The sequence below is a fragment of the Streptomyces hamibioticus genome, from assembly GCF_047946815.1.
GTDB lineage: Bacteria > Actinomycetota > Actinomycetes > Streptomycetales > Streptomycetaceae > Streptomyces.
Map to the genome: position 1 here is coordinate 3,026,460 of NZ_JBKKQY010000001.1, position 25,058 is coordinate 3,051,517.

17 protein-coding genes and 1 pseudogene are annotated in these 25,058 nt (G+C 69.9%); 7 read left to right on the forward strand and 11 right to left on the reverse strand.

Translation table 11 applies throughout. The features are described 5' to 3' along the window. Positions 1–31: 31 nt before the first annotated feature. The 4 genes from tuf to rpsL all read right to left on the reverse strand — a co-directional run bounded on the left by tuf (position 32) and on the right by rpsL (position 4,393). Positions 32–1,225: an elongation factor Tu gene (gene tuf, locus ACLGIH_RS13470; RefSeq protein WP_416525487.1), complete on the reverse strand. Its 1,194-nt coding sequence runs from the start codon at positions 1,223–1,225 to the stop codon at positions 32–34. Positions 1,226–1,382: 157 nt separating this feature from the next. Continuing rightward, positions 1,383–3,509 carry an elongation factor G gene (gene fusA, locus ACLGIH_RS13475; protein ID WP_416525488.1) on the reverse strand — a complete coding sequence of 709 codons (2,127 nt, stop codon included), beginning with the start codon at positions 3,507–3,509 and terminating at the stop codon, positions 1,383–1,385. 39 nt (positions 3,510–3,548) lie between these two features. After that, a complete protein-coding gene (gene rpsG, locus ACLGIH_RS13480; RefSeq protein ID WP_003998848.1) occupies positions 3,549–4,019 on the reverse strand; it encodes a 30S ribosomal protein S7 in 471 nt (156 codons plus the stop codon). A gap of 2 nt (positions 4,020–4,021) precedes the next feature. Next, positions 4,022–4,393, reverse strand: coding sequence for a 30S ribosomal protein S12 (rpsL, locus tag ACLGIH_RS13485; RefSeq protein WP_003948652.1), 372 nt, complete (start codon positions 4,391–4,393; stop codon positions 4,022–4,024). Positions 4,394–4,869: 476 nt separating this feature from the next. Between rpsL and ACLGIH_RS13490 the strand changes: the two genes are divergently transcribed. Next, positions 4,870–5,652 (forward strand): Crp/Fnr family transcriptional regulator, encoded by a 783-nt coding sequence (locus ACLGIH_RS13490; RefSeq protein ID WP_416529369.1) that lies wholly within the window; start codon positions 4,870–4,872, stop codon positions 5,650–5,652. A 61-nt stretch (positions 5,653–5,713) separates the two neighbouring features. Here the strand turns inward: ACLGIH_RS13490 and ACLGIH_RS13495 are convergent. Next, a pseudogene (locus ACLGIH_RS13495) lies at positions 5,714–5,841 on the reverse strand (TerD family protein); the annotation flags it as partial. Between the two features lie 130 nt (positions 5,842–5,971). Between ACLGIH_RS13495 and ACLGIH_RS13500 the strand changes: the two are divergent. The 6 genes from ACLGIH_RS13500 to ACLGIH_RS13525 all read left to right on the forward strand — a co-directional run bounded on the left by ACLGIH_RS13500 (position 5,972) and on the right by ACLGIH_RS13525 (position 14,065). Then, positions 5,972–6,871, forward strand: a complete 900-nt coding sequence (locus tag ACLGIH_RS13500) for an ICP22 family protein (protein ID WP_416525489.1) — start codon at positions 5,972–5,974, stop codon at positions 6,869–6,871. Beyond that, complete coding sequence (locus tag ACLGIH_RS13505) at positions 6,868–9,141, forward strand: hypothetical protein (RefSeq protein WP_416525490.1); 2,274 nt, start codon at positions 6,868–6,870, stop codon at positions 9,139–9,141. The genes ACLGIH_RS13500 and ACLGIH_RS13505 overlap by 4 nt, the downstream gene beginning before the upstream one ends. 13 nt (positions 9,142–9,154) lie before the next feature. After that, positions 9,155–10,945 carry a hypothetical protein gene (locus ACLGIH_RS13510; protein WP_416525491.1) on the forward strand — a complete coding sequence of 597 codons (1,791 nt, stop codon included), beginning with the start codon at positions 9,155–9,157 and terminating at the stop codon, positions 10,943–10,945. After that, positions 10,942–11,484, forward strand: a complete 543-nt coding sequence (locus ACLGIH_RS13515) for a Pycsar system effector family protein (RefSeq protein WP_416525492.1) — start codon at positions 10,942–10,944, stop codon at positions 11,482–11,484. Before ACLGIH_RS13510 ends, ACLGIH_RS13515 begins: the two co-directional genes overlap by 4 nt. Before the next feature lie 42 nt (positions 11,485–11,526). After that, positions 11,527–12,894, forward strand: a complete 1,368-nt coding sequence (locus ACLGIH_RS13520; protein WP_416525493.1) for a M48 family metalloprotease — start codon at positions 11,527–11,529, stop codon at positions 12,892–12,894. Positions 12,895–13,336: 442 nt separating this feature from the next. Beyond that, positions 13,337–14,065 carry a hypothetical protein gene (locus ACLGIH_RS13525; RefSeq protein ID WP_416525494.1) on the forward strand — a complete coding sequence of 243 codons (729 nt, stop codon included), beginning with the start codon at positions 13,337–13,339 and terminating at the stop codon, positions 14,063–14,065. Between the two features lie 57 nt (positions 14,066–14,122). Here the strand turns inward: ACLGIH_RS13525 and ACLGIH_RS13530 are convergent, their stop codons facing one another. The 6 genes from ACLGIH_RS13530 to ACLGIH_RS13555 form a co-directional block, all read right to left on the reverse strand. After that, entirely contained in the window at positions 14,123–14,641 is a 519-nt protein-coding gene (locus ACLGIH_RS13530; RefSeq protein WP_416525495.1) for a DUF1707 and DUF4190 domain-containing protein, read from the reverse strand. Between the two features lie 98 nt (positions 14,642–14,739). After that, on the reverse strand, positions 14,740–18,654 hold the full coding sequence (locus ACLGIH_RS13535; protein ID WP_416525496.1) for a DNA-directed RNA polymerase subunit beta': 3,915 nt from the start codon (positions 18,652–18,654) through the stop codon (positions 14,740–14,742). Positions 18,655–18,748: 94 nt separating this feature from the next. After that, on the reverse strand, positions 18,749–22,234 hold the full coding sequence (gene rpoB / locus ACLGIH_RS13540; RefSeq protein WP_416525497.1) for a DNA-directed RNA polymerase subunit beta: 3,486 nt from the start codon (positions 22,232–22,234) through the stop codon (positions 18,749–18,751). Positions 22,235–22,819: 585 nt separating this feature from the next. After that, complete coding sequence (gene rplL, locus ACLGIH_RS13545; protein WP_416525498.1) at positions 22,820–23,209, reverse strand: 50S ribosomal protein L7/L12; 390 nt, start codon at positions 23,207–23,209, stop codon at positions 22,820–22,822. A gap of 116 nt (positions 23,210–23,325) precedes the next feature. After that, positions 23,326–23,856: a 50S ribosomal protein L10 gene (gene rplJ, locus ACLGIH_RS13550; protein WP_416525499.1), complete on the reverse strand. Its 531-nt coding sequence runs from the start codon at positions 23,854–23,856 to the stop codon at positions 23,326–23,328. Positions 23,857–24,185: 329 nt separating this feature from the next. Then, on the reverse strand, positions 24,186–25,025 hold the full coding sequence (locus ACLGIH_RS13555) for an SCO4651 family lipoprotein (protein ID WP_416525500.1): 840 nt from the start codon (positions 25,023–25,025) through the stop codon (positions 24,186–24,188). Between the last annotated feature and the right edge of the window lie 33 nt (positions 25,026–25,058).

Here is a 25,058-nt window from a genome sequence, read left to right on the forward strand (position 1 = left end):
CTCAGGTCAGGCGACCCTCAAGCAAGCGAACTTACTTGTTGATCTTGGTGACCTGGCTGGCGCCCACGGTCCGGCCACCCTCACGGATGGCGAACTTCAGGCCCTCCTCCATGGCGACGGGCTGGATGAGCTCCACCTTCATCTCGGTGTTGTCACCCGGCATGACCATCTCGGTGCCCTCGGGGAGGGACACCACGCCGGTCACGTCCGTCGTGCGGAAGTAGAACTGCGGGCGGTAGTTGTTGAAGAACGGCGTGTGGCGGCCACCCTCGTCCTTGGACAGGATGTAGGCCTGGGCCTCGAACTCCGTGTGCGGGGTGACGGTGCCCGGCTTGATGATGACCTGACCGCGCTCGACGTCCTCGCGCTTGATGCCGCGAAGCAGCAGACCGACGTTCTCACCGGCCTGACCCTCGTCCAGCAGCTTACGGAACATCTCGATGCCCGTAACCGTGGTCTTGGTCTTCTCTTCCTTGATGCCGATGATCTCGACTTCCTCGTTCACCTTGAGCACACCGCGCTCGATACGGCCGGTGACGACCGTACCGCGACCGGTGATGGTGAAGACGTCCTCGATCGGCATGAGGAACGGCTTGTCGACGTCGCGCTCCGGCTCCGGGATCGACTCGTCGACGGCCTTCATCAGGTTGAGGACGGAGTCCACCCACTCCTTCTCGCCCTCGAGGGCCTTGAGAGCGGAGACCTTGACGACCGGAACGTCGTCGCCGGGGAACTCGTACTCGGAGAGGAGCTCACGGACCTCGAGCTCGACGAGCTCCAGGATCTCCTCGTCGTCCACCATGTCGGCCTTGTTCAGGGCGACGACGATGTACGGAACGCCGACCTGGCGGGCCAGGAGCACGTGCTCCTTGGTCTGCGGCATCGGGCCGTCGGTCGCGGCGACCACCAGGATCGCGCCGTCCATCTGGGCGGCACCGGTGATCATGTTCTTGATGTAGTCCGCGTGACCCGGGCAGTCGACGTGGGCGTAGTGACGCGCCTCGGTCTGGTACTCGACGTGCGCGATGGAGATGGTGATACCGCGCTGGCGCTCCTCAGGAGCCTTGTCGATGTTGTCGAACGGGGTGGCCTCGTTCAGGTCCGGGTACGCCTCGTGCAGCACCTTGGTAATGGCCGCCGTCAGGGTGGTCTTACCGTGGTCGATGTGACCGATGGTGCCGATGTTGACGTGCGGCTTAGTCCGCTCGAACTTCGCCTTCGCCACTGGGGTCCTCCTGTGGAGTGGTTCTGTACGCCTTACTTCATCGGCGCCAGGTGATCTTTGCTGTTAAAGCCCGGGCCCCCAGGGCAAACATCCGCGTTTGCGGCTGTTTGCCCCTCAAGGCTCCGGAGTCAAGCCTACGGCGTGGACGCGCGGTCCGTTACTCGCCCTTGGCCTTCGCGATGATCTCCTCGGCGACGTTCCGCGGAACCTCGGCGTAGGAGTCGAACTGCATCGAGTAGCTTGCGCGACCCGACGTCTTGCTGCGGAGGTCGCCGACGTAGCCGAACATCTCCGACAGGGGCACGAGGCCCTTCACGAGGCGGGCACCCGCCCGCTCCTCCATGGCCTGGATCTGGCCACGGCGGGAGTTGATGTCACCGATGACGTCACCCATGTAGTCCTCGGGCGTGGTGACCTCGACGGCCATCATCGGCTCCAGGAGCACGGGGCTGGCCTTGCGCGCGGCCTCCTTGAAGGCCTGCGAACCGGCGATCTTGAACGCGAGCTCGGAGGAGTCGACCTCGTGGTAGGCACCGTCGAGCAGCGTCACCCGGACGCCCGTCATCTCGTAGCCCGCAAGGATGCCGAACTGCATGGCCTCCTGGCAGCCGGCGTCGACCGAAGGGATGTACTCCTTCGGGATACGACCACCGGTGACCTGGTTGACGAACTCGTACGAGGCGTCGCCGCCCTCGATCGGCTCGACCGAGATGATGACCCTACCGAACTGACCGGTACCACCGGTCTGCTTCTTGTGGGTGTACTCGACCTTCTCGACCGACTTGCGGATGGTCTCGCGGTACGCGACCTGCGGCTTGCCGACGTTGGCCTCGACCTTGAACTCGCGCTTCATGCGGTCCACGAGCACCTCGAGGTGAAGCTCGCCCATACCGCCGATGACGGTCTGGCCGGTCTCCTCGTTGGTGTGGACCTGGAAGGACGGGTCCTCCTCGGCCAGGCGCTGGATCGCGACGCCCAGCTTCTCCTGGTCGCCCTTCGACTTCGGCTCGATCGCGACCTCGATGACCGGCGCCGGGAAGTCCATGGACTCCAGGATCACCGGGTTCTTCTCGTCGCAGAGCGTCTCGCCGGTCGTGGTCTGCTTCAGACCCATGACGGCGACGATGTCGCCGGCGCCCACCGACTCGATCTCCTCACGCTTGTTCGCGTGCATGCGGTAGATCTTGCCGATGCGCTCCTTGCGGCCCTTGACCGAGTTCTGCACGGCGGTACCGGAGACCAGGCGGCCGGAGTACACGCGGACGAAGGTGAGCTTGCCGAGGTGCGGGTCGCTCATGATCTTGAACGCCAGCGCCGACAGCGGCTCGTCGTCGGACGGCTTGCGCTTGACGACCGTCTCCGGGTCCTTGACGTCCTGGCCCTCGATGGCCTCGATGTCGACCGGGGAGGGCAGGTAGCGCACGACCGCGTCGAGCAGGGGCTGGACGCCCTTGTTCTTGAACGCGGTGCCGCAGAACACCGGGGTCACCGTGGTGCCCGAGCCCTTGCCGGAGGCGATGGTGATGCGGCGGATCGCCGCGTACAGCTGCTCCACCGAGGGCTCCTGGCCCTCGAGGTACAGCTCCATCATCTCCTCGTCGTTCTCGGCGACGGCCTCCAGCAGCTTGCCGCGGTACTCCTCGGCAGCCTCGGCGTGGGTGTCCGGGATGTCGACGGTGTCGTACATCTCACCCTTGGTGGCCTCGGCGGACCAGACCAGGGCCTTCATCGTCACGAGGTCGATGACGCCCTTGAAGTCGGCCTCGGCACCGATCGGCAGCTGCATGACCAGCGGCTGCGCGCCCAGGCGGTCGGTGATCATGTCGACGCAGCGGTGGAACTCGGCACCGGTGCGGTCGAGCTTGTTGACGAAGCAGATACGCGGAACGCCGTAGCGGTCCGCCTGACGCCACACCGTCTCGGACTGCGGCTCGACACCGGCGACGCCGTCGAACACCGTCACGGCACCGTCGAGCACGCGCAGCGAACGCTCCACCTCGACGGTGAAGTCGACGTGGCCCGGCGTGTCGATGATGTTGATCGTGTGGTCGACGTTCTCCAGCGGCCAGTGGCAGGTGGTGGCAGCAGAGGTGATCGTGATGCCACGCTCCTGCTCCTGCTCCATCCAGTCCATGGTGGCAGCGCCGTCGTGGACCTCACCGATCTTGTAGGACACACCGGTGTAGAACAGGATCCGCTCGGTGGTGGTCGTCTTGCCCGCGTCGATGTGGGCCATGATCCCGATGTTGCGGACCTTGGCCAGGTCAAGTGAAGTGGTAGCCATAAGGCTTCAGTCTTCTCTCGGTCTCGATGGGGGAAGCGACTACCAGCGGTAGTGCGCGAAGGCCTTGTTGGACTCGGCCATCTTGTGCGTGTCCTCGCGCTTCTTCACAGCGGCACCGAGGCCGTTGCTGGCGTCGAGGAGCTCGTTGAGCAGACGCTCGGTCATGGTCTTCTCGCGACGGGCGCGGGAGTAACCGACCAGCCAGCGCAGCGCCAGCGTGTTGGCACGGCCGGGCTTGACCTCGACCGGAACCTGGTAGGTGGCACCACCGACACGGCGGGACTTGACCTCGAGGGTCGGCTTGATGTTCTCGAGAGCGCGCTTGAGCGTGATGACCGGGTCGTTGCCGGTCTTCTCGCGCAGGCCCTCCATGGCGCCGTAGACGATGCGCTCGGCGGTGGAGCGCTTGCCGTTCAGCAGCACCTTGTTGATCAGGGAGGTCACCAGAGGAGAGCCGTAGACCGGGTCGATGATGACCGGACGCTTCGGGGCGGGGCCCTTACGAGGCATTCTTACTTCTCCTTCTTGGCGCCGTAACGGCTGCGGGCCTGCTTGCGGTTCTTGACACCCTGGGTGTCGAGGGAACCGCGGATGATCTTGTAGCGAACACCCGGCAGGTCCTTCACACGGCCGCCGCGCACGAGCACGATGGAGTGCTCCTGCAGGTTGTGTCCCTCACCCGGAATGTAAGCGGTGACCTCGATGCCGCTGGTCAGACGCACACGCGCGACCTTACGCAGGGCCGAGTTCGGCTTCTTCGGGGTGGTCGTGAACACACGCGTGCAGACGCCGCGACGCTGGGGGGAACCCTCGAGTGCGGGCGTCTTGTTCTTTTCGACCTTGTCCTGCCGGCCCTTGCGGACCAGCTGCTGGATCGTAGGCACTACTTCTCCGGTTTCTGTGTGCCGATGGGTACAGCTAACCTGGAACATCGCCGACCCACGCGGTCGGGTGTGTCGAATCCCGCGGACTTTCGCCGCCAGGCGAAATAAGCGCAGATTACGGTGGCCGCTACCGGCCTCTGTACGGTCGAAGGCACGCACGAAGACCAGGGCACACCCCAGGCACAAGGTCTGAGCGTACCTACCTCACGGACTTCGGTCAAAACAAATGGAGCGCGGCCCGACACGCCGGACTTCTCACCTTCGTCCTCCGCGTTCCCGCCACTGACCAGCGCTTCCCCGACGGCCGCCGCCCGGGACCGCGGAACGGGCCGGAACCGGCACCGCCGGCCGTGCGCCGGGGCGGCCGGAGCGCCGGACTGGCCGGGGCGCCGGGGTTGGCCGGATCGCGCCCTTTACAAAGGCGCCACTCAGTACTTTGATCCGTCCGCCGCAGCGTAACGGGGGTGTGCAGCCTGATGGAGTCGGCGCCGTACGGACCGGACGACGGGGGTCTGGAGGACCGGGTGCCCTTTCTGGCGCGCCTGGAGAGCCAGGACCGGACGGCGCTGCTCGCGCTCGGCCGGGAGCTCCGCTTCGCGCCCCGGGTCACGCTGCTCCACCAGCGCGAGCCGTCGTCGCACGTGCTCTTCCTGGTGCAGGGCTGGACGAAGGTCACGGCCGCGGCGGCCAACGGCTACGAGGCGCTGCTCGCGCTGCGCGGTGCCGGCGACGTCGTCGGCGAGTCGGCGGCGCTGACCGGGCGCCCGCGGTCGGCGACGGTGACCGCGCTGGAGCCGGTGCGGGCGGTGGCCGTGGAGCACGAGCGCTTCAAGGACTTCCTGGGCCGCTCCCCCGCGGTGTCCTTCGCCCTGCTCGGCCTGACCGCGGACCGGACCCGGGCGGCCGACCGGCGGCGCCTGGAGTTCGCCTCGATGAACGTCCGGCAGCGGTTCGCGGTCCTGCTGCTGGACCTCGCCCGCAGCCACGGCCGGCGCACGGACGACGGCATCGAACTCGCCGTACCGCTCAGCAAGCAGGAGCTGGCCGGTTCGGTGGGCGCGTCCCGGGAGATGGTGCAGCGGCTGCTGCGCGAGCTGCGGGAGAAGGACGCCGTCGCCACGGGCCGCCGCACGCTGATGATCCTGCGCCCCGACGTGCTGCGCCGGATCGCGGCGACGGACCACCCGGCGTCCGGGATGCCGTCCCCGGCGAGGACCCCGGAGGGGGAGACGGCGACGCGGCCGGGGGGTCAGGGGTAGTACGGTCGCCGGGTTTCCGCCCCCGGAGCCCCGCTCCTCAAACGCGGAGGGGCTGACTGACCAGCCCGTCCGGCACTTGAGGACGAGGCCGTCCAGGCCGGACAAGGGGGGTCTGGGGGCGCAGCCCCCAGGGGGCGGGACGGGTAGGGGCGGCGGGGGCGGAACCCCTTCTCGCGTGCGCCAGGTCGCACGCCGGTCCGCCGCGCGCCGCGTTGTGTGTACCCGTTCACACTTCGACTGCGTCATCCGCCCTCACGCCCCACCCCCCGCTCCCGCCACTCTGCTGCCCTGCGCGACCCCCACCGTTCGAAGGGCGACCATGACCGACCCCGTGAGCCGCACGATCCTGTTGCTGGACATCGAGAGGTTCAGCGACCGTGACGACGTGGAGCAGGCGTACCTGCGCCGCATGCTCTACGACATCACCGACCGCACGCTGGAGACCGCGGGCATCGACGAGACCCGCCGGATGCGGGCGGACCGCGGGGACTCCGTGATGGAGCTGATCGACGCCAACGCCCCGGTCACCGCGCTGCTGCGGGCCCTGCTCACCGAGGTCCCGGCACAGCTGCGGGCGGTCAACCGCATGGCGTCCCGCTCGGCGCAGATCCGGCTGCGCGGCGTCGTCGCCACCGGCTACGTGGCCGTCGACCGGCACGACGGCTGGGTCGGCTCCGACCTCAACCACGCCTGCCGGCTGCTGGACGCGGGACTGCTCCGCGCCGCCCTGCGGGAGCGTGCCGACGACTTCGCGCTGTGCGTCTCGGACGCCCTGCACGCCGGTGTCGTACGGCACGACCACCCCGGCATCCCGGCGGCCGACTTCCACCGCGTGACGGTGGGCAGCAAGAACGGCCCGCTGACGGCATGGCTGCACGGACCGCTGCCCGCCGAAGCGGCGAAGGACCACGGTGAAGGGGGGACGGGGGAGGCGCCGGGCGGTTCGGGGGACCGCCCGGCGCCCGCGGCATCCGGGCCGGACGGCGCCGACGCGAGCCACCCGACGGCACCCGAGCCGGACGGTTCCCACGCGAGCCGTCCGGCGCGGGCCGGAGCGGAGGGCGGTGCCCCGGCGCCGGGTCCGGTCCTGAACGTCAACGGCGGCACGGTCAGCTTCGGCGGCGGTTATGTGGCTGGCGACCAGCACGGCGTCTCGGGCGGCCGGGTCACCGGTGACGTGGTCATGGGCGCCAAGACCGAGCGGGGTGAGCGGTCGTGAGCGGCCAGGAGCCGCAGGCCGGGGCGGCCCCGGGCGGCAGCGGCCCGGCGGCGCCCGGCGGCGGCACCGGCCAGGGCGCCGACCAGGGCTTCCACCAGGGCTTCGACCAGGGCGACGGCGCCCCGGACGAGGCCCGCAGGGACGGCGGCACCGAGGAGTCCGAGGAGCAGGACCAGCCGCAGAACGCCTGGTCGGCCCGGCGCGACCTGGTCGACCACAGCCCGCGCACCATGAACATCGGCGCGCGGACCCGCTTCGGCGGCGGCTACACCGCCGGGGACCAGCACGGCGTCTCGGGCGGCCGGGTCACCGGCGACGTGGTCATGGGCGCCAAGACGGAGATCCACCAGTGGTCGCTCTCCGGCCTGTCCACGACGGCCGCCGCCTCGGGCGAGATCCCCCGCAGCACCCTGGACCGGCTCGCCGATTCCTTCGTGGCCGCCGACGGCGCCGTCGACGAGCTCGTGGACCGGCTGCGCCGGGACCGCGTCCTGGTGCTGTCCGGGGCCCGCTTCACCGGCCGCCGCACGGCCGCCCTGATGCTGCTGCGCCGGCTCGGTGCCACGCCCGTGCACGCGCTGGACCGCGACATCTCCTCCGGCGTCCTCGCCGACCGGTTCGGCACGTCCGGCGAGGACGACGACGACGCCGGACGCGTCCGCGGGTACGTCCTGTGCGACCTGGCGACCCGCCGCGGCGACGCCCTGCGCGAGACCCACCTGCTGGCCGCCGCGAACCGGCTCGCCGAGCGCGACGCCCACCTGGTGATCACCGTCGGCCCCACCGCCGTACTGGAGGACGTACCGGTCGCCCGCTGGGAGCCGCCGGCCGCCGCCGACGTGCTCACCGCGCACCTGCGCATCCGGACCGACGCGGAGACGGCCGAACGCCTGCTCGGGCTGCCGGACGTCAAGGAGTTCCTGGGCCGCAGCCACCAGCTCCGCGAGGTCGCCGCCTTCGCGCGGACGCTGGGCCGGTACGCCGCCGGGGAGATCGGCGAGCAGGAGATCGCCGAATTCTCCCTCGCGGCGCTGGAGAACCAGGTCCGGGAGTGGTTCGAGGAGGACGAGAGCGCCGTCCACCTGCGCGACAAGGCGTTCCTCATCGCCCTGGCCGCCTTCGACGACGGGCCCTACGCCCTCACCGCCGAGCTGAGCGATCTGCTCTACCGCTTCCTGCAGAAGACGGAGAACCCCGCCCGCGTTCCCGAGGTCCCGGTCTTCGGCACCCACATCGGCAAGCGCCTCCAGCTCGCCCGCGCCCGCCGCTACGAGGCCGACGAGCACACCGAGTGGGGGCCGGTGACGCAGTCGAAGGCGCAGTTCGTCGACGAGCGGGCGTCGCTGGTGCTGCTGCGCGAGGTGTGGACGGGCCACCCCTCCGCCCGGCCCGCGCTGATCGAGTGGCTGCGCCGGCTCGCCGACGACGGCCGCCCGCTGGTGCGCACCCGGGCCGCCTCGACCGTCGCCGTCCTGGCCCGTACCGACCTGCCGTCCGCGATGGCACTGGTCATCGAGCCGTGGGCGACCTCCAACCGGTTCCGGCACCGGCTCGTCGCGGTCAACGCGCTCACGCTGGCCCACCACATCGACACGCCCAACATCCCGCGCATCCTCGACGCCTGGTCCACCGCCGAGGACCGGCGGCTGCGCTGGGTCGCGGTGCGGGCGTACGCGCTGATCGGCCCGGAGCGGCCGCAGCAGGCGCTGGCCGCACTGCGCGACGCCACCCGCGAGCTGTACCGGCGCTCCGGCGATCCGGACGACTTCGACCTGGAGACGGCGCGGGAGCTGGCCGAGGCCGTGGAGCTGCTGCTGCTGTCGTCCGCCGCGGCGGAGGTCCTCACCGAGCTGCGCGACCACCTCGACGACGACCGGGGCGTGCACGACCTGGCGCTGGGCGGCTTCCTCAACGCCTGCTGCCACACCGAGGGCGACGACCGGTACGGCCGGCCGCTCGTCCTCGACTGGTACGCCCGTGCCGCGACCGACCACGACGACGCCGCCCGGGGCATCGCGCACCTGTGGCGCGCGGCGCTCGGCGACCCGCACCACACCCGGCCCGCGCTGGACGTGCTGCGCAAGTGGGTGCTGATCGCCGACCGTTCCACGGCCACCGAGTGGGCGCTCGCCGCGCTGCTGCCCAGGCTCGTCACCAGCCCGCCCGAGTACCAGCGGCTGAGCCATCTGCTGCGCACCATGCCCGGCGAGGACGGCAACCCTCCGCCGGACGTCGCCGCCCGCCTGCTGAGCACGCTTCCACCCCGCTGACGAAAGACGCGTGATGCCTTCCTTCCACCGCCCGCCCGAGTGGCAGCAGCCGGCCGACCGGCACACCCGGCTGATCGACCCGGTACTCACCGTGCGGCAGCTGTCCCGGTTCGAACTGTCGCTGAAGCACGTCGTCCGCATCGACCACGCGCTGGTCTTCTCCACACCGAAGGGCGGGTACGAGGCGTACCCGCCGCCCAGACGGCCGACCCGCAGCGAGATCGCGGCCCGCCGCTACACGGCCGTGTACGAGGTGGACATGGGCGTCCACCCGTTCACCGACACGCTGGCGCTGCCCAGCGACAACGACGCCTTCGAGTTCACCGCCGAGGTGGACGTCTCCTGGCAGGTGGTCGACCCGGCGCGGTTCGTGGCGAGCGGCATCCGGGACGTGCCCGCCCTGCTGCTCGGCGAGCTCCAGCAGGCGGCACGGCCGGTCACGCGCCGCTTCGCCATCGCCGACAGCGCGGCGGCGGAGGGGGAGCTGCTGCGCGCGGTCACCGTCGTCGGCCCGCTCGGCGCGCCCGCCGGCCTCCAGGTCACCTGGACGCTGCGGCTGCGGCGCGACCAGGCGAACATCGACCACCAGCAGCGGCTCCAGGCGATCGACCACTCCGCCGCGGAGCAGATCCGGGTGGCCCGGCAGGGCATGCAGGTCGACGTCGAGGTGGACCAGCGCAACCGGCAGCAGGACGCCCTCCAGCTGGGCCGGGCCATGGACTACGGGCGGCAGCAGCAGGAGCTGGCCCTCCAGCAGCAGCGCTGGCAGCACGAGCAGGCGATGCTTCAGGGGCAGCAGATGCTGGAGCTGCAGAAGATCGAGGCGCAGAAGATCGAGTTCTACCAGTGGCATCTGTCGCAGGGCGGCGTGCAGTCCTGGGCACTGCACCTGGCCCAGCATCCCGAGGACTCCCGGCTGGTCATGCAGAGCATGCGGGAGGACCAGCTCCGGATGATCCAGGCGCAGATGGACCTGGTGAAGGAGCTGCTCGGCGGTGAGGGGGCCGAGAGGTTCGAGCTGGAGGGCCCCAAGCAGCTGGCACTGCGCACGGTCAGCGACATCCTGAACCAGCGCCTCCCGGGGGTTCCCCAGACCCCGCCGCTGCTGCCCTCGCCGGATCAAGGGACCGGGGGCGGCGGCACCGGGAGCAGCGGCACGGGGGACGCACAATCGTACGGCGCGCAGCCGTCCGACGCACAGCCGTACGGCGCACAGTCGTCCAGCGCGCAGCCATACAACCCACAGCCGTACGGCGCGCAGCCGTCCAGCACGCAGCCAGACAACCCACAGCCGTACGGCGCACAGCCGTCCAGCACGCAGCCAGACAACCCACAGCCGTACGGCGCACAGCCGTCCAGCACGCAGCCATACAACCCACAGCCGTACGACACCCCACCGCCGCCCGCCACGCCACCGGCAACCTCGCCGCCGTCGCCCGCCGGGCCACCGTCGCCCGCCGCCGCACCGCCACCACAGGTCACCGGCCCCTACGGACCCGGCACGCCGTACGCCCCGCCGACCGTGCCGGACGGGCCCGCACCCATGCCCTACGCCCCGCCGACCGTGCCGGCCGCGCCACCGTCACCGCCGCCGGCCGCGTACCCACCGCAGCCCACCGTCCCCGCCTGGCAGCCGCCGCCCGGCTACGGGAGCACCCCGACCGCGCCCCCGGACCCGGACCCGGCGCCGACGCGACCGCCCGCCGCACCCGGTGCCACCGAGGGTGCGGAGCAGCCGCCGGCCACCGTGCCGGACGGCACCGGACACCCGGACGGCACCGGCAGGGAGGAGACCGGTCCATGACGACGGTCGACCCGGTGCCCGCCCCGACGACGGACACCCCCGTCGCATCACCCCGGGCGGAGCTGTGCGAGCGGCTCCTGACCGACCTGCGTACCGAGATAGCCCGCGCCGACAGCAAGGCGGCCGTCCTGGTCGCCGCACTCGGCATGATCGCCGGTGTGTTCAGCGCGCTGCTCGCCGGACGCAACTGGTCCCCGGGCTCCCTCTCGGCGCCCGGCACCGCGGTGTGGTGGGCCGGGATCGTCGCGCTCGCCCTGTCCCTGTTCGCGCTGCTCCTGGCCGTCCTGCCCCGCTACCGCACCGGCACCTGGGCGCCGGGCCAGCCCCTGTCCTACTTCGGCGACATCCAGCGGGCCGTCCGGGTGGACCGGCTGGAGGCCGCGCTCGCCGACACCGAGGCCGATCCCGCGGCCGGCCTGACCACGGCGCTGGCCGAGACCAGCCGGATCGCCTGGCGCAAGCACCAGTGGATCCGCGCCGGGCTGATCGCCTTCTGCGCCGGGACGCTCCTGCTGCCCGCCTCCCTCCTGATCGGCTGACCCACGGGCCGGCCACCGCCCACATCACGCGAAGGAAGCACGATGACCCAGCCCCCGCCGGTCCCTCCGGAGTACCCCGAGCCGCCCACCGCCGAGGCCCGGCCGCAGTACCCCCAGGCCGCCCAGGCACCCACTCCCGCTCCCCCGCAGTACCCGGAGCCGAACGCCCAGCCTCACCCTCTAGCCGGCACCCCGCCGCAAGGCGCCCACCCCCACACCCACGCCCAAGCCGGCATCCCGCCGCAGGCCGCCCACCCCCACCCCCAGGTCCCTCCGCAGTACCCCCACCCCGCGACGCCCCCGCCGGCCCCGTACCCGGCTGCGGCGCCACAGCCCCCGGCCTACCCCGGCGCCACCCCGACGCCCGCGGCGGCCGCGCCCTCCGCCCCGCCGCCGTACCCCCAGCAGACCCCCCACCTCCATGGCGTCCCCACGCCGCCCGCCCCGGACGACCCGGCGCACCCGCACCACATCAGCACCGACCGCGGGCGCGTCCACATCTCCGCCCAGCAGCGCCGCACCGACGCCACCGCCTTCGGCAGCCTCCTCCTCCAGCTGCCGAACTTCCTGTGCAGCCTGGTCGTGGTCGCCCTGCTCTCGCTGGTCTTCGGCGACCTCGGCTTCCTGCTCGTCCTGGCCTGGCTGGCGAGCGGCGCACTCGTCTTCCACCGCCCCACCGAAAGCGCCCTCGCACGCCATCTGCTCCGGCTGCGCTACCCCACCCCGCAAGAACGAGCCAAACTCGAACCGGTCTGGCGCGAGGTCACCGCCCGGGCCGGCGTCGAGGGCCGGAACTACGAGCTGTGGGTCGAGGACAGCGACGGCCTCAACGCGGTCGCCGCGGCCGGCCACATCGTCGGCGTCACCCGCTTCGCCATGAACCGGCTGCCCAACGGCGAGCTGGCCGCCGTACTGGCGCACGAGCTGGGCCACCACGTCGGCGGCCACGCCTGGTCCGGGCTGCTCGGCTACTGGTACGCGCTGCCCGGCCGGATCGCCTGGCGGGTGCTGCGCGCGGTCACCGGGTTCATGTTCCGGGTGTCCCGCGTCTTCTCCTGCTTCGGCGTGCTGTTCTTCGGCCTCTTCGTCGGCGCCGTCGCGCTGGCCACCATCAGCACGCTGTACGGCCTGCCGCTGCTGCTCCTGGGCGTGCCGTACGCGCTCGCCGCCGTCGGCCGCCGCGCCGAGCTGCGGGCCGACCAGCACGCCGCCGCACTCGGCTTCGCCCCGATGCTGGCCGCCGTACTGGAGAAGCTGCACCAGCAGGAGCAGCAGCAGATCGCCGCGCTCACGGCCCAGAACGGCGGCGTACCGGTGGCCGAGTCCCCGGTCGGCAAGCTGCTGTCCTCGCATCCGGACCACTACACCCGGCTGCACCACCTCCAGCCGTACCTCCAGCCCCGGCCCTGACGCCCGACGGGCACCGGACGAGCACCGGGCGGGCACCGGAAGCCCGGCGACCACCCGCCCACTGCCGCTTCCCGGCAGCGGCCGGCGCCGCAAGTCGGCCGAGTCCGGCAGCTGCGTGCCGGAACCGCCCTCCCGCACCCTGAAGCCGAACCCAGGGGGAGGGAGCAACACCCATGAACCGCACCCGGCGCTGGCCGAAGGCCCTCCTGTACGGCTGGATCAGCGGCACCCTCACGTTCCTGCTCGTGCTCTTCACCATCGGCACACTCCCGCTCGGCGACGGGCCGGCCGTCCTGCTGCTGTACGCGGCCCTGGTGCTGCCGCCCGCGGTCGCGTGGCACCGGGGCCGGGCCCGCCGCCCCGACGCCCTCCCGGAGCCGCGGCACGACCCACCGCGGGTCACCGCCGAGGCCACCGCGGAGGCCGAGCGGGCCATCACCCGGTGGGCGAGCTGCTGCACGCCCACCCGTACTCCCCCGCCGAGGCGACCGGGACCGGCGAACTGGCCGACTACCAGGCGGCGCTCGACGCCTACGAGCAGGCCAAGCACGCCGCCCCCGGCCAGGTCCCGGCGATCCTGGCGCACGGCCGGGCGGCCCTCGGCCGGCTCGCCGCCGCCTCCCGTGCCACCTCCGGCCTCGACTGGAGCAGGGGCCAGGGCACGATGAAACTGGCCGTGCCGAGGCCCGCCCCGGGTGTGCCCGCGGTGCTGGTCTTCGAGACGGACGTGGCGCAGCGCTTCTCCGTGCACACCCGCTCCGGGCGGGGCGGGCGCCGGGAGCTCCTGCTGGACGGTGTGCTGGGGCCCACGAGCGCGCAGGTGGGGGTGGCTCCGCAGGACGCCGAGTCGCTGTTCGTGGAGGTCACCGCCTGCGGGCCGTGGCGGCTCGCCCTGCGTCCCATCAGTGAGGCGCGGCGGCTGTCCGACGGCGGTCTGCTGCGGGGCCGTGGCGCGGAGACGGTGCTCAAGCGCGGTGCGTCCCGGACGGTGGGGTTCGAGCACCTGGGCGACGCGGCGTTCACCGTGCGGCAGCTGACGCGCTCGTTCCGCCCCGCGGGTCTGCTCGCCGAGGGCGGGGGCCGCGCGCGGCTGACCGTCCCGGTCCCGGGCCCCTGTGTGCTGCGCGTCGACACCACGGGCGAGTGGCGGCTCCGCGACCCCGGCGCATGAGGGCGCCGGCGGCCCGCCGGTGTTCCCGTACGGGCCCGGGGCGGCCGCCGGTCCCCCTCAGCTCGTGCCGGCCAGCAGGGCGAGCAGGCCGAACATGACCATCACCAGCGCCCAGCCGGCCACCGACACCCAGCCGAGCACCAGGCCGGTCACCGCGAAGCCGTCGCCGCCCTCACCGGTGCGGCGGATCTCGGACTGTGCCATGTGGCCGAGGATCACCGCCGGGAGCCCGGTGAACCCGCCGGTGAACAGGCAGAGGATTCCGCAGACCATCGAGGCGACCGCCTTGCCGTTCGTGCGCTGCGGCCGGGCCAGGAAGGTGCCCGGCACCGGCCCGGTCGCCGCCACCGCCCGGGTCACCGGCCCCTGCGGCAGGTCGGCGACCAGCAGGGCCAGCTCCCCCACCGTGCGGGCGGCGTAGGCCCGGGCGACACGCTTCTCGAACTCGGAGTGGTCCAGCCGGCCCTCCCCGTAGCCGGCCCGCAGGACGTCCACGGCTCTCTCCCGGTCGGCGTGGGAGGCCAGCATCGACGGGGCGTTGTCACCTGACCACGGCTGCCATGCGGGGTACGACACCGGCGACCACCTCCCGGAGCGAGCGATCCCCTCCATGATGCGCCGAAGGGCGGCCCTCCGTAATGGAGAGCCGCCCTTCAGTGCGTCAGACGTACGCCTTACTGGTTGTACGGACCGTAGTCGTAGTCCTCCAGCGGCACGGCCTGGCCGGAGCCCGTGCCGAACGGCGAGTAGTCGATGTCGTCGTAGCCGACGGCCGAGTACATCGCGGCCTTGGCCTCCTCGGTCGGCTCGACCCGGATGTTGCGGTAGCGGGACAGACCCGTACCGGCCGGGATGAGCTTACCGATGATGACGTTCTCCTTGAGGCCGATCAGGGAGTCGGACTTGGCGTTGATCGCCGCGTCCGTGAGGACCCTGGTCGTCTCCTGGAAGGACGCCGCCGACAGCCAGGACTCGGTCGCCAGCGAGGCCTTGGTGATACCCATGAGCTGCGGACGACCGGAGGCCGGGTGACCGCCCTCCTGGACCACACGACGGTTCTCGGACTCGAACTTCGAGCGCTCGACCAGCTCGCCGGGCAGCAGCTCGGCGTCGCCGGACTCGATGATCGTCACGCGGCGGAGCATCTGCCGGATGATGATCTCGATGTGCTTGTCGTGGATCGACACACCCTGCGAGTTGTAGACCTTCTGGACCTCGCCGACCAGGTGGACCTGGACGGCCCGCTGGCCCAGGATGCGCAGCACGTCGTGCGGGTTGGTGGCACCCACGGTGAGCTTCTGGCCCACCTCGACGTGCTCGCCCTCGCTGACCAGGAGACGGGCGCGCTTGGAGATCGGGTACGCCGTCTCGTCGCTGCCGTCGTCCGGGGTGACGACGATCTTCTTGGTCTTCTCGGTCTCCTCGATCCGGACGCGGCCGGAGGCCTCGGAGATCGGGGCGACACCCTTCGGGGTACGGGCCTCGAAGAGCTCGACGACACGCGGCAGACCCTGGGTGATGTCGTCACCGGCCACACCACCGGTGTGGAAGGTACGCATCGTCAGCTGGGTACCGGGCTCACCGATGGACTGGGCGGCGATGATGCCGACCGCCTCACCGATGTCGACCAGCTTGCCGGTGGCCAGCGAGCGGCCGTAGCACATGGCGCAGGTGCCGACGGCGGACTCGCAGGTCAGGACCGAGCGGGTCTTGACCTCCTCGACGCCGTGCTTGACGAGCTCCTCGATGAGGACGTCGCCCAGGTCGGTGCCGGCCGGGGCCAGCACCTTGCCGTCGACCACGATGTCCTCGGCGAGGCAGCGCGCGTACACGGACGTCTCGACGTCCTCGCCCTTGAGCAGGGTGCCCTCGGCGTTGCGCTCGGCGATCCGCAGACGCAGGCCGCGGTCGGTGCCGCAGTCCTCCTCGCGGATGATGACGTCCTGGGAGACGTCGACCAGACGACGGGTGAGGTAACCCGAGTCGGCGGTACGCAGAGCGGTGTCCGCCAGACCCTTACGGGCACCGTGCGTGGAGATGAAGTACTCCAGCACGGACAGACCCTCGCGGAAGCTGGCCTTGATGGGCCGCGGGATCGTCTCGTTCTTCGCGTTCGACACCAGACCACGCATACCGGCGATCTGACGCATCTGCATCATGTTGCCTCGTGCACCCGAGTTCACCATCATGAAGATCGGGTTGGTCTTCGGGAAGTTGTCGTTCATCGCCTCGGCGACCTCGTTGGTCGCCTTGGTCCAGATCGCGATGAGCTCCTGCGTGCGCTCGTCCTTGGTGATCAGACCGCGCTCGTACTGCTTCTGGACCTTCTCGTCCTGCGCCTCGTAGCCGCGGACGATCTCCTTCTTCGCGTCGGGGACGACGACGTCGGAGATGGCGACGGTGACGCCGGAACGGGTGGCCCAGTAGAAGCCGGCCGCCTTCAGGTTGTCGAGCGTCGCCGCCACGATGACCTTCGGGTAGCGCTCGGCGAGGTCGTTGACGATCTCGGAGAGCTGCTTCTTGCCGACCTCGTAGTCGACGAACGGGTAGTCCTCGGGCAGCAGCTCGTTGAAGAGCGCACGGCCCAGCGTGGTCTTCAGGGTGAACGGGTCACCCTGCTGCCACTCGGAGCCGCCCTCGGCCTCGGCGCCCTCCTCACCGGCCGGCGGGGTCCAGCCGCGCGGCGGGATGGTGCCGACCGGGAAGCGCACGTCGATCTTCGCCTGGAGCGACAGCTCGCCGGCGTCGAACGCCATGATCGCCTCGGCGACGGACGCGAACGAACGGCCCTCGCCCTTGAGGTCCCGGCCCTCGCCGTCGGTGGTGAGGAAGTACAGGCCCAGCACCATGTCCTGGGTCGGCATCGTCACCGGACGGCCGTCGGCGGGCTTGAGGATGTTGTTCGAGGACAGCATCAGGATGCGGGCCTCGGCCTGCGCCTCCGCGGACAGCGGCAGGTGCACGGCCATCTGGTCACCGTCGAAGTCCGCGTTGAACGCGGTGCAGACGAGCGGGTGGATCTGGATGGCCTTGCCCTCGACCAGCTGCGGCTCGAAGGCCTGGATGCCGAGGCGGTGCAGGGTGGGCGCACGGTTCAGCAGAACCGGGTGCTCCGCGATGACCTCTTCCAGCACGTCGTACACGACCGTGCGGCCGCGCTCGACCATGCGCTTGGCGCTCTTGATGTTCTGCGCGTGGTTCAGGTCGACCAGGCGCTTCATCACGAACGGCTTGAACAGCTCCAGCGCCATCGCCTTCGGCAGACCGCACTGGTGCAGCTTCAGCTGCGGGCCGACGACGATGACGGAACGCGCCGAGTAGTCGACTCGCTTACCGAGCAGGTTCTGACGGAAGCGACCCTGCTTGCCCTTCAGCATGTCGCTGAGGGACTTCAGCGGGCGGTTACCGGGACCGGTGACCGGGCGACCACGGCGGCCGTTGTCGAACAGCGCGTCGACGGCCTCCTGCAGCATCCGCTTCTCGTTGTTCACGATGATCTCGGGGGCACCGAGGTCAAGGAGACGCTTGAGGCGGTTGTTGCGGTTGATGACCCGGCGGTACAGGTCGTTCAGGTCGGAGGTCGCGAAGCGGCCACCGTCCAGCTGCACCATCGGACGCAGGTCCGGCGGGATGACCGGGACGCAGTCGAGCACCATGCCCTTGGGGCTGTTGCTGGTCTGCAGGAACGCGGAGACGACCTTGAGGCGCTTGAGCGCACGGGTCTTCTTCTGGCCCTTGCCGGTGCGGATGATCTCGCGGAGGCGCTCGGCCTCCTCGTCGAGGTCGAAGGACTCCAGGCGCTTCTGCAGCGCGGCGGCGCCCATCGAGCCGTCGAAGTAGGTGCCGAAGCGGTCGCGCAGCTCGCGGTAGAGCAGCTCGTCGCCCTCCAGGTCCTGGACCTTGAGGTTCTTGAACCGGTTCCACACCTCGTCGAGGCGGTCGATCTCGCGCTGCGCACGGTCGCGCAGCTGCTTCATCTCACGCTCGGCGCCCTCGCGCACCTTGCGGCGCACGTCGGCCTTGGCACCCTCGGCCTCCAGCTCGGCGAGGTCCGTCTCGAGCTTCTTGGCGCGGGCCTCCAGGTCGGCGTCGCGGCGCTGCTCGATCTGCTGGCGCTCGACGGAGACGTGCGCCTCCAGCGAGGGCAGGTCGCGGGTGCGGCGCTCCTCGTCGACGTACGTGATCATGTACGCCGCGAAGTAGATGACCTTCTCCAGGTCCTTCGGGGCGAGGTCGAGCAGGTAGCCCAGCCGCGACGGAACGCCCTTGAAGTACCAGATGTGCGTGACGGGAGCGGCAAGCTCGATGTGGCCCATCCGCTCACGGCGCACCTTGGCGCGCGTGACCTCGACGCCACAGCGCTCGCAGATGATGCCCTTGAAGCGGACGCGCTTGTACTTGCCGCAGTAGCACTCCCAGTCCCGGGTCGGGCCGAAGATCTTCTCGCAGAAGAGGCCGTCCTTCTCGGGCTTGAGGGTGCGGTAGTTGATGGTCTCGGGCTTCTTGACCTCGCCGTGGCTCCACTGACGGATGTCGTCAGCGGTGGCCAGGCCGATCCGGAGCTCGTCGAAGAAGTTGACGTCGAGCACTATGCGTCAATCCCTCTCAGGGTTGTAAGTCTGTGGTCTGAAACGGGGGTCGCGGGATCGGCGGGGCCTCCGGAGAGGCCCCACCGAACTCCCGTCAGACCTCTTCGACGCTGCTCGGCTCGCGCCGGGACAGGTCGATGCCGAGCTCCTCCGCCGCGCGGAAGACGTCCTCGTCGGTGTCACGCATCTCGATGGACATACCGTCGCTGGACAGCACCTCCACGTTCAGGCACAGGGACTGCATCTCCTTGATGAGCACCTTGAAGGACTCGGGGATGCCGGGTTCGGGGATGTTCTCGCCCTTGACGATGGCCTCGTAGACCTTCACACGGCCGGTGACGTCGTCGGACTTGATGGTCAGCAGCTCCTGGAGCGCGTAGGCCGCGCCGTACGCCTCGAGTGCCCACACCTCCATCTCGCCGAACCGCTGGCCACCGAACTGGGCCTTACCACCCAGCGGCTGCTGGGTGATCATCGAGTACGGACCGGTCGAGCGGGCGTGCAGCTTGTCGTCGACCAGGTGGTGCAGCTTGAGGATGTACATGTACCCGACCGAGATCGGGTCCGGGAACGGCTCACCCGAGCGGCCGTCGAACAGCCGCGCCTTGCCGGACGGGAGGACCATGCGGTCGCCGTCGCGGTTGGGGATGGTGTGCTCCAGCAGACCGGCGAGCTCGTCCTCACGGGCGCCGTCGAAGACGGGGGTCGCCACGTTGGTACGGGGCTCGACGCGGTCGGCGCTGATCGCCTGGAGGCGCTGGGCCCACTCGTCGGCGAGGCCGGAGACGTCCCAGCCCTGGCTGGCGAGCCAGCCGAGGTGGATCTCCAGGACCTGTCCCGGGTTCATTCGGGACGGGACACCCAGCGGGTTGAGGATGATGTCGACCGGGGTGCCGTCCTCCAGGAACGGCATGTCCTCGATCGGCAGGATCTTGGAGATGACGCCCTTGTTGCCGTGCCGGCCGGCGAGCTTGTCACCGTCGGTGATCTTGCGCTTCTGCGCGACGTAGACGCGGACCAGCTGGTTCACGCCCGGCGGCAGCTCGTCGCCCTCCTCGCGGTCGAAGACGCGGACGCCGATGACCTTGCCGGTCTCGCCGTGCGGCACCTTCAGCGAGGTGTCACGGACCTCACGGGCCTTCTCACCGAAGATCGCGCGCAGCAGGCGCTCCTCGGGGGTCAGCTCGGTCTCACCCTTCGGGGTCACCTTGCCGACGAGGATGTCGCCGGCGATGACCTCGGCACCGATGCGGATGATGCCGCGCTCGTCGAGGTCGGCGAGGACCTCCTCGGAGACGTTCGGGATGTCCCGGGTGATCTCCTCGGGGCCGAGCTTGGTGTCACGGGCGTCGACCTCGTGCTCCTCGATGTGGATCGAGGAGAGGACGTCGTCCTGGACGAGGCGCTGCGACAGGATGATCGCGTCCTCGTAGTTGTGACCCTCCCACGGCATGAACGCCACGAGCAGGTTCTTGCCGAGGGCCATCTCACCCTGCTGGGTGGCCGGGCCGTCGGCGAGGACCTGGCCCTCGATGACGTGGTCGCCCTCGCTGACGATGACCTTCTGGTTGACCGAGGTGCCCTGGTTGGAGCGGGCGAACTTGGCCAGGCGGTACGTGATGTACGTGCCGTCGTCGTTGGCGGTGGTGATGTAGTCCGCGGAGACCTCCTGGACCACACCGGCCTTCTCGGCCTTGACGACGTCTCCGGCGTCGACGGCGGAGCGGTACTCCATGCCGGTGCCGACGAGCGGGGACTCCGCCTGGATCAGCGGAACGGCCTGGCGCATCATGTTCGCGCCCATGAGGGCACGGTTGGCGTCGTCGTGCTCCAGGAAGGGGATCATGGCGGTCGCGACCGACACCATCTGGCGCGGCGAGACGTCCATGTAGTCCACGTCCTCGGGGCCGACGTAGTCGACCTCGCCGCCCTTGCGGCGGACCAGCACCCGGGCCTCGGCGAAGCGGAGGTCGTCCGTCAGCGGCGCGTTGGCCTGCGCGATGACGAAGCGGTCCTCCTCGTCGGCGGTGAGGTAGTCGACCTGGTCGGTGACCTGGCCCTGGAACACCTTGCGGTACGGGGTCTCGACGAAACCGAACGCGTTGACCCGGCCGTAGGTGGCGAGCGAGCCGATCAGACCGATGTTCGGGCCTTCCGGCGTCTCGATCGGGCACATCCGGCCGTAGTGCGAGGGGTGCACGTCACGGACCTCGAAGCCGGCCCGCTCACGGGAGAGACCACCCGGGCCGAGCGCGGACAGACGCCGCTTGTGCGTCAGCCCGGACAGCGGGTTGTTCTGGTCCATGAACTGGGACAGCTGGCTGGTGCCGAAGAACTCCTTGATGGAGGCGACGACCGGCCGGATGTTGATCAGGGTCTGCGGCGTGATCGCCTCGACGTCCTGCGTGGTCATGCGCTCACGCACGACGCGCTCCATCCGGGCCAGACCCGTGCGGACCTGGTTCTGGATGAGCTCGCCGACGCTGCGCAGGCGGCGGTTGCCGAAGTGGTCGATGTCGTCGGTCTCGACGACGACCGTCTCGCCGCTGTCGCCGACCGTCTCGGTCTCACCGGCGTGCAGCTTCACCAGGTACTTGATCGAGGCGATGATGTCCTCGACGGTGAGGATGCCCGCGTCCAGCGGGGTGTCCGTACCCAGCTTCTTGTTGACCTTGTAGCGGCCGACCTTGGCGAGGTCGTAGCGCTTGGGGTTGAAGTAGAGGTTCTCGAGCAGCGTCTGCGCGGCCTCGCGCGTCGGGGGCTCGCCCGGGCGCAGCTTGCGGTAGATGTCGAGCAGCGCGTCGTCCTGGCCCTGGGTGTGGTCCTTCTCCAGGGTGGCGCGCATGGACTCGTACTCGCCGAACTCCTCGAGGATCTGCTCGGTGGTCCAGCCGAGCGCCTTCAGGAGGACGGTGACGGACTGCTTGCGCTTGCGGTCGATGCGGACGCCGACCATGTCGCGCTTGTCGATCTCCATCTCCAGCCAGGCACCCCGGGACGGGATGATCTTGGCGGAGAAGATGTCCTTGTCGGACGTCTTGTCGATGGAGGAGTCGAAGTAGACACCGGGGGAACGGACCAGCTGCGACACCACGACACGCTCGGTGCCGTTGATGACGAAGGTGCCCTTGTTCGTCATGAGCGGGAAGTCGCCCATGAAGACGGTCTGGGACTTGATCTCACCGGTCTCGTTGTTGGTGAACTCGGCGGTGACGAAGAGCGGCGCGGCGTACGTGAAGTCGCGCTCCTTGCACTCGTCGATCGAGTTCTTCGGCGGCTCGAAGCGGTGGTCGCGGAAGGTCAGCGACATCGACCCGGAGAAGTCCTCGATCGGGGAGATCTCCTCGAAGATCTCCTCGAGCCCGGACTTGGTGGGGACGTCCTGACCGTTGTCCAGAGCCTCCTCGACGCGAGCCTTCCACGCGTCGTTGCCGAGCAGCCAGTCGAAGCTCTCGGTTTGCAGCGCGAGAAGGTTCGGAACCTCGAGGGGCTCCTTGATCTTTGCAAAGGAGATGCGCAGCGGGGCGGTGCTGGCGCCGTTGTTCGTATTCGCGGTCGAGGCAGTGCGCGAGGCGGCCAAGAGGGGGTCCTTCCGAGGGCTCGGACTCACTACGCGCGTGCCGGCCCCTCACCGGTGCCCCGGGACAGACTGCGCCGAACTGGTCAAAAGGCCAGGTCAGGGCGGTCTGGTCGTCGGTGCTCGAGCGAGGGCATGCCCCTGGTGACGGGCAGGGAGCAGCTAACAGGCAGCGCAAAGGGTCAGTGTAGCCACACGGCACACTGATGTCCAGTCCCGCTCTACAGAGACCCTCACAGCCCTCACTGTTCTCAACGCCTGCGGCATGCCTGCCCTCAACGCACGTTGATACTGCCCTCTTTGTCGTCGATCCATGCCTCGGAACCCGGATCGATGTGACGACGCGTCCTGAGAATTGCGCGCTGCGTGCGGTTCGTCAAGGCCCCCCTTGCCCGAACCTGGACGCCCGGAGACACGACGAAGATCACCATACCCCGCACGAAGACGGGTGCAAGGCAACCGTGGCCGCCCTCCCAGGAACGCCGAAGAGCGACCACCCGGATGGATGATCGCTCTTCGGTGCGTAGACGTTACAGCTCCAGCGAACTGTTTTTCGCCATCGCGACGGTCGTGGCCGACCGGGAGGTCTTACTTGACCTCGACGGAGGCGCCGGCGCCCTCGAGGGCCTCCTTGGCCTTGTCGGCGGCCTCCTTGTTGACCTTCTCCAGGACCGGCTTCGGGGTGCCGTCGACCAGGTCCTTGGCCTCCTTCAGGCCCAGGGAGGTCAGCTCACGCACGACCTTGATGACCTGGATCTTCTTGTCACCGGCACCGGTGAGGACGACGTCGAACTCGTCCTTCTCCGGCTCGGCCTCGGCGGCGGCGCCACCAGCGGCACCGCCGGCCATGACGACCGGCGCGGCAGCGGCGGCGGTGACGTCGAACTTCTCCTCGAAGGCCTTCACGAACTCGGAGAGCTCGATGAGGGTCATCTCCTCGAACTGCGCGAGCAGGTCTTCCTGGCTGAGCTTCGCCATGATGGGCGATCCTTCCACTAATTCGGCTGGTGCCGGATGTACATGACTGGCGGGCGTACGTTGGCCCGCTGCGACCCCGACCGCCTCAGGCGGCCCGGATCAATGCGCGAGCCGAGTTACTCGGCACCGCCCTGCTCGTCCTGCTTGGCGCGCAGCGCGTCCACGGTGCGGACGAGCTTCGACGGCAGCGCCTGGAAGACGGAGGCAGCCTGGGACTGCTTCGCCTTGAAGGCACCGGCCAGCTTGGAGAGCAGAACCTCGCGGGACTCGAGGTCCGCAAGCTTCTTGATGTCGTCCGCGGACAGCGCCTTGCCGTCAAGGACACCGCCCTTGATGACGAGGTTGGGGTTGTCCTTGGAGAAGTCCCGCAGACCCTTCGCCGCCTCGACCGGGTCACCGGTCACGAAGGCGACGGCCGACGAACCCGCGAACAGGTCGTCGAGCGTGGTGATCCCGGCCTCGTTGGCCGCAATCTTGGTCAGCGTGTTCTTCGCCACACGGTACTGAGCGTTCTCACCGAGTGAACGACGCAGCTGCTGGAGCTGCGCGACGGTGAGACCGGTGTACGCGGTAACGACTGCGCCGTTGGAGTTGCGGAACTTGTCCCGCATCTCCACGACGGCATCGACCTTGTCAGGCCTCGCCATGAGCCTCGGCCTCCTTCCGGGTGATTCGGACCGCGCGGACCCGAAGGAGGACTGGGGAAAACGAAACGCCCCGGCGCAGGCGCACGGGGCTTAGCTCGACCGGAACGTTCGCACGCATGCGAACAGGCATGCGATCCGGGATTCCGGGAGCTCTTCCACTGTCACCTGCGCGGGCCGTCCGCCGTTCAGCGGATCCTTCGGCCACCGCGCACTCGGACGAACGCGCGGCAACGACCAGCGGTCTTTGGCTTCTGTAGGAGAGTACGGGAACGGGGCTCCGTCGAGCAAATCGCCCGAACGGAGCCCCGGTGGGCCGAGCCGCCAGGGGGTCAGCCCTGCGCGGTCTCCTGCATCATCTCCGCGAGGTCCACGGTCTCCTCGGCGGGCGGAGCCGCGACCTTCACCGGCTCGTTGACGCCGAGGAACGTGATGGTGAGGTCGAGCGGGCCCTTGTCGGCGGTGCCGCGGACGCGGAACTGCTTGGTGTGGTCGTCGCCGTCGACCCACACGTCCATGGTGAGCTCGTCGACGCCCATGTTCTCGTACTGGTCGATGCTCTTCTCCCGCTTCCCGCGGGTCTGCTCGTCCTCGTCCTTCAGGGACTCGCGCAGGTCGTCGAGGGTGACCGTGCCCGTGTAGTGGATGGTCTCGACGCCGTCGACGGTCTCGCTGCCGGCCCTCTTCACGTCCTTGGAGCCGGTGAGGAAAGTGGACTCGGTCGCCGGGTTCTTGTCGGCCTGGGAGGCGCCGCCCATCCGGTCCAGTTCCTTGTCGGCGGCCGTACCGGACAGGTCGAACTTGATCCAGCTCCTGTCGTCCATCTCCTTGGCGGCCTCGGCACCCCCGCCGATGTAGAGCGCCGTGTCGACCAGCCGGATCTCGGCGGTGGCGTCGGCGCCCTGATCGAGAGCCGTCACCTTCATGCTCAGGGCCGGGGTGGGCTCGATCCGCATCCGAGCCTCGGCCTTGACCCGCCCCTCCTCCGGGGCCCGGCCGGTCATCCGGTAGCGGAGCGACGTGATGTCCTCGGTGTTCTTCGCCGCCTTGGCCACGGCCGCGGCCGGCGTCATGTTCGGCGACTCCTCGCCCTTGCCGCAGCCCACGGCTCCGGCGGCGAGCAGCAGGGCGGCGAGGACGCCGCCGGCGGTCCTGCGTACAGACGTCTTCATTCGTTCCCCCCACGGAATGTGTGATCGTCACAC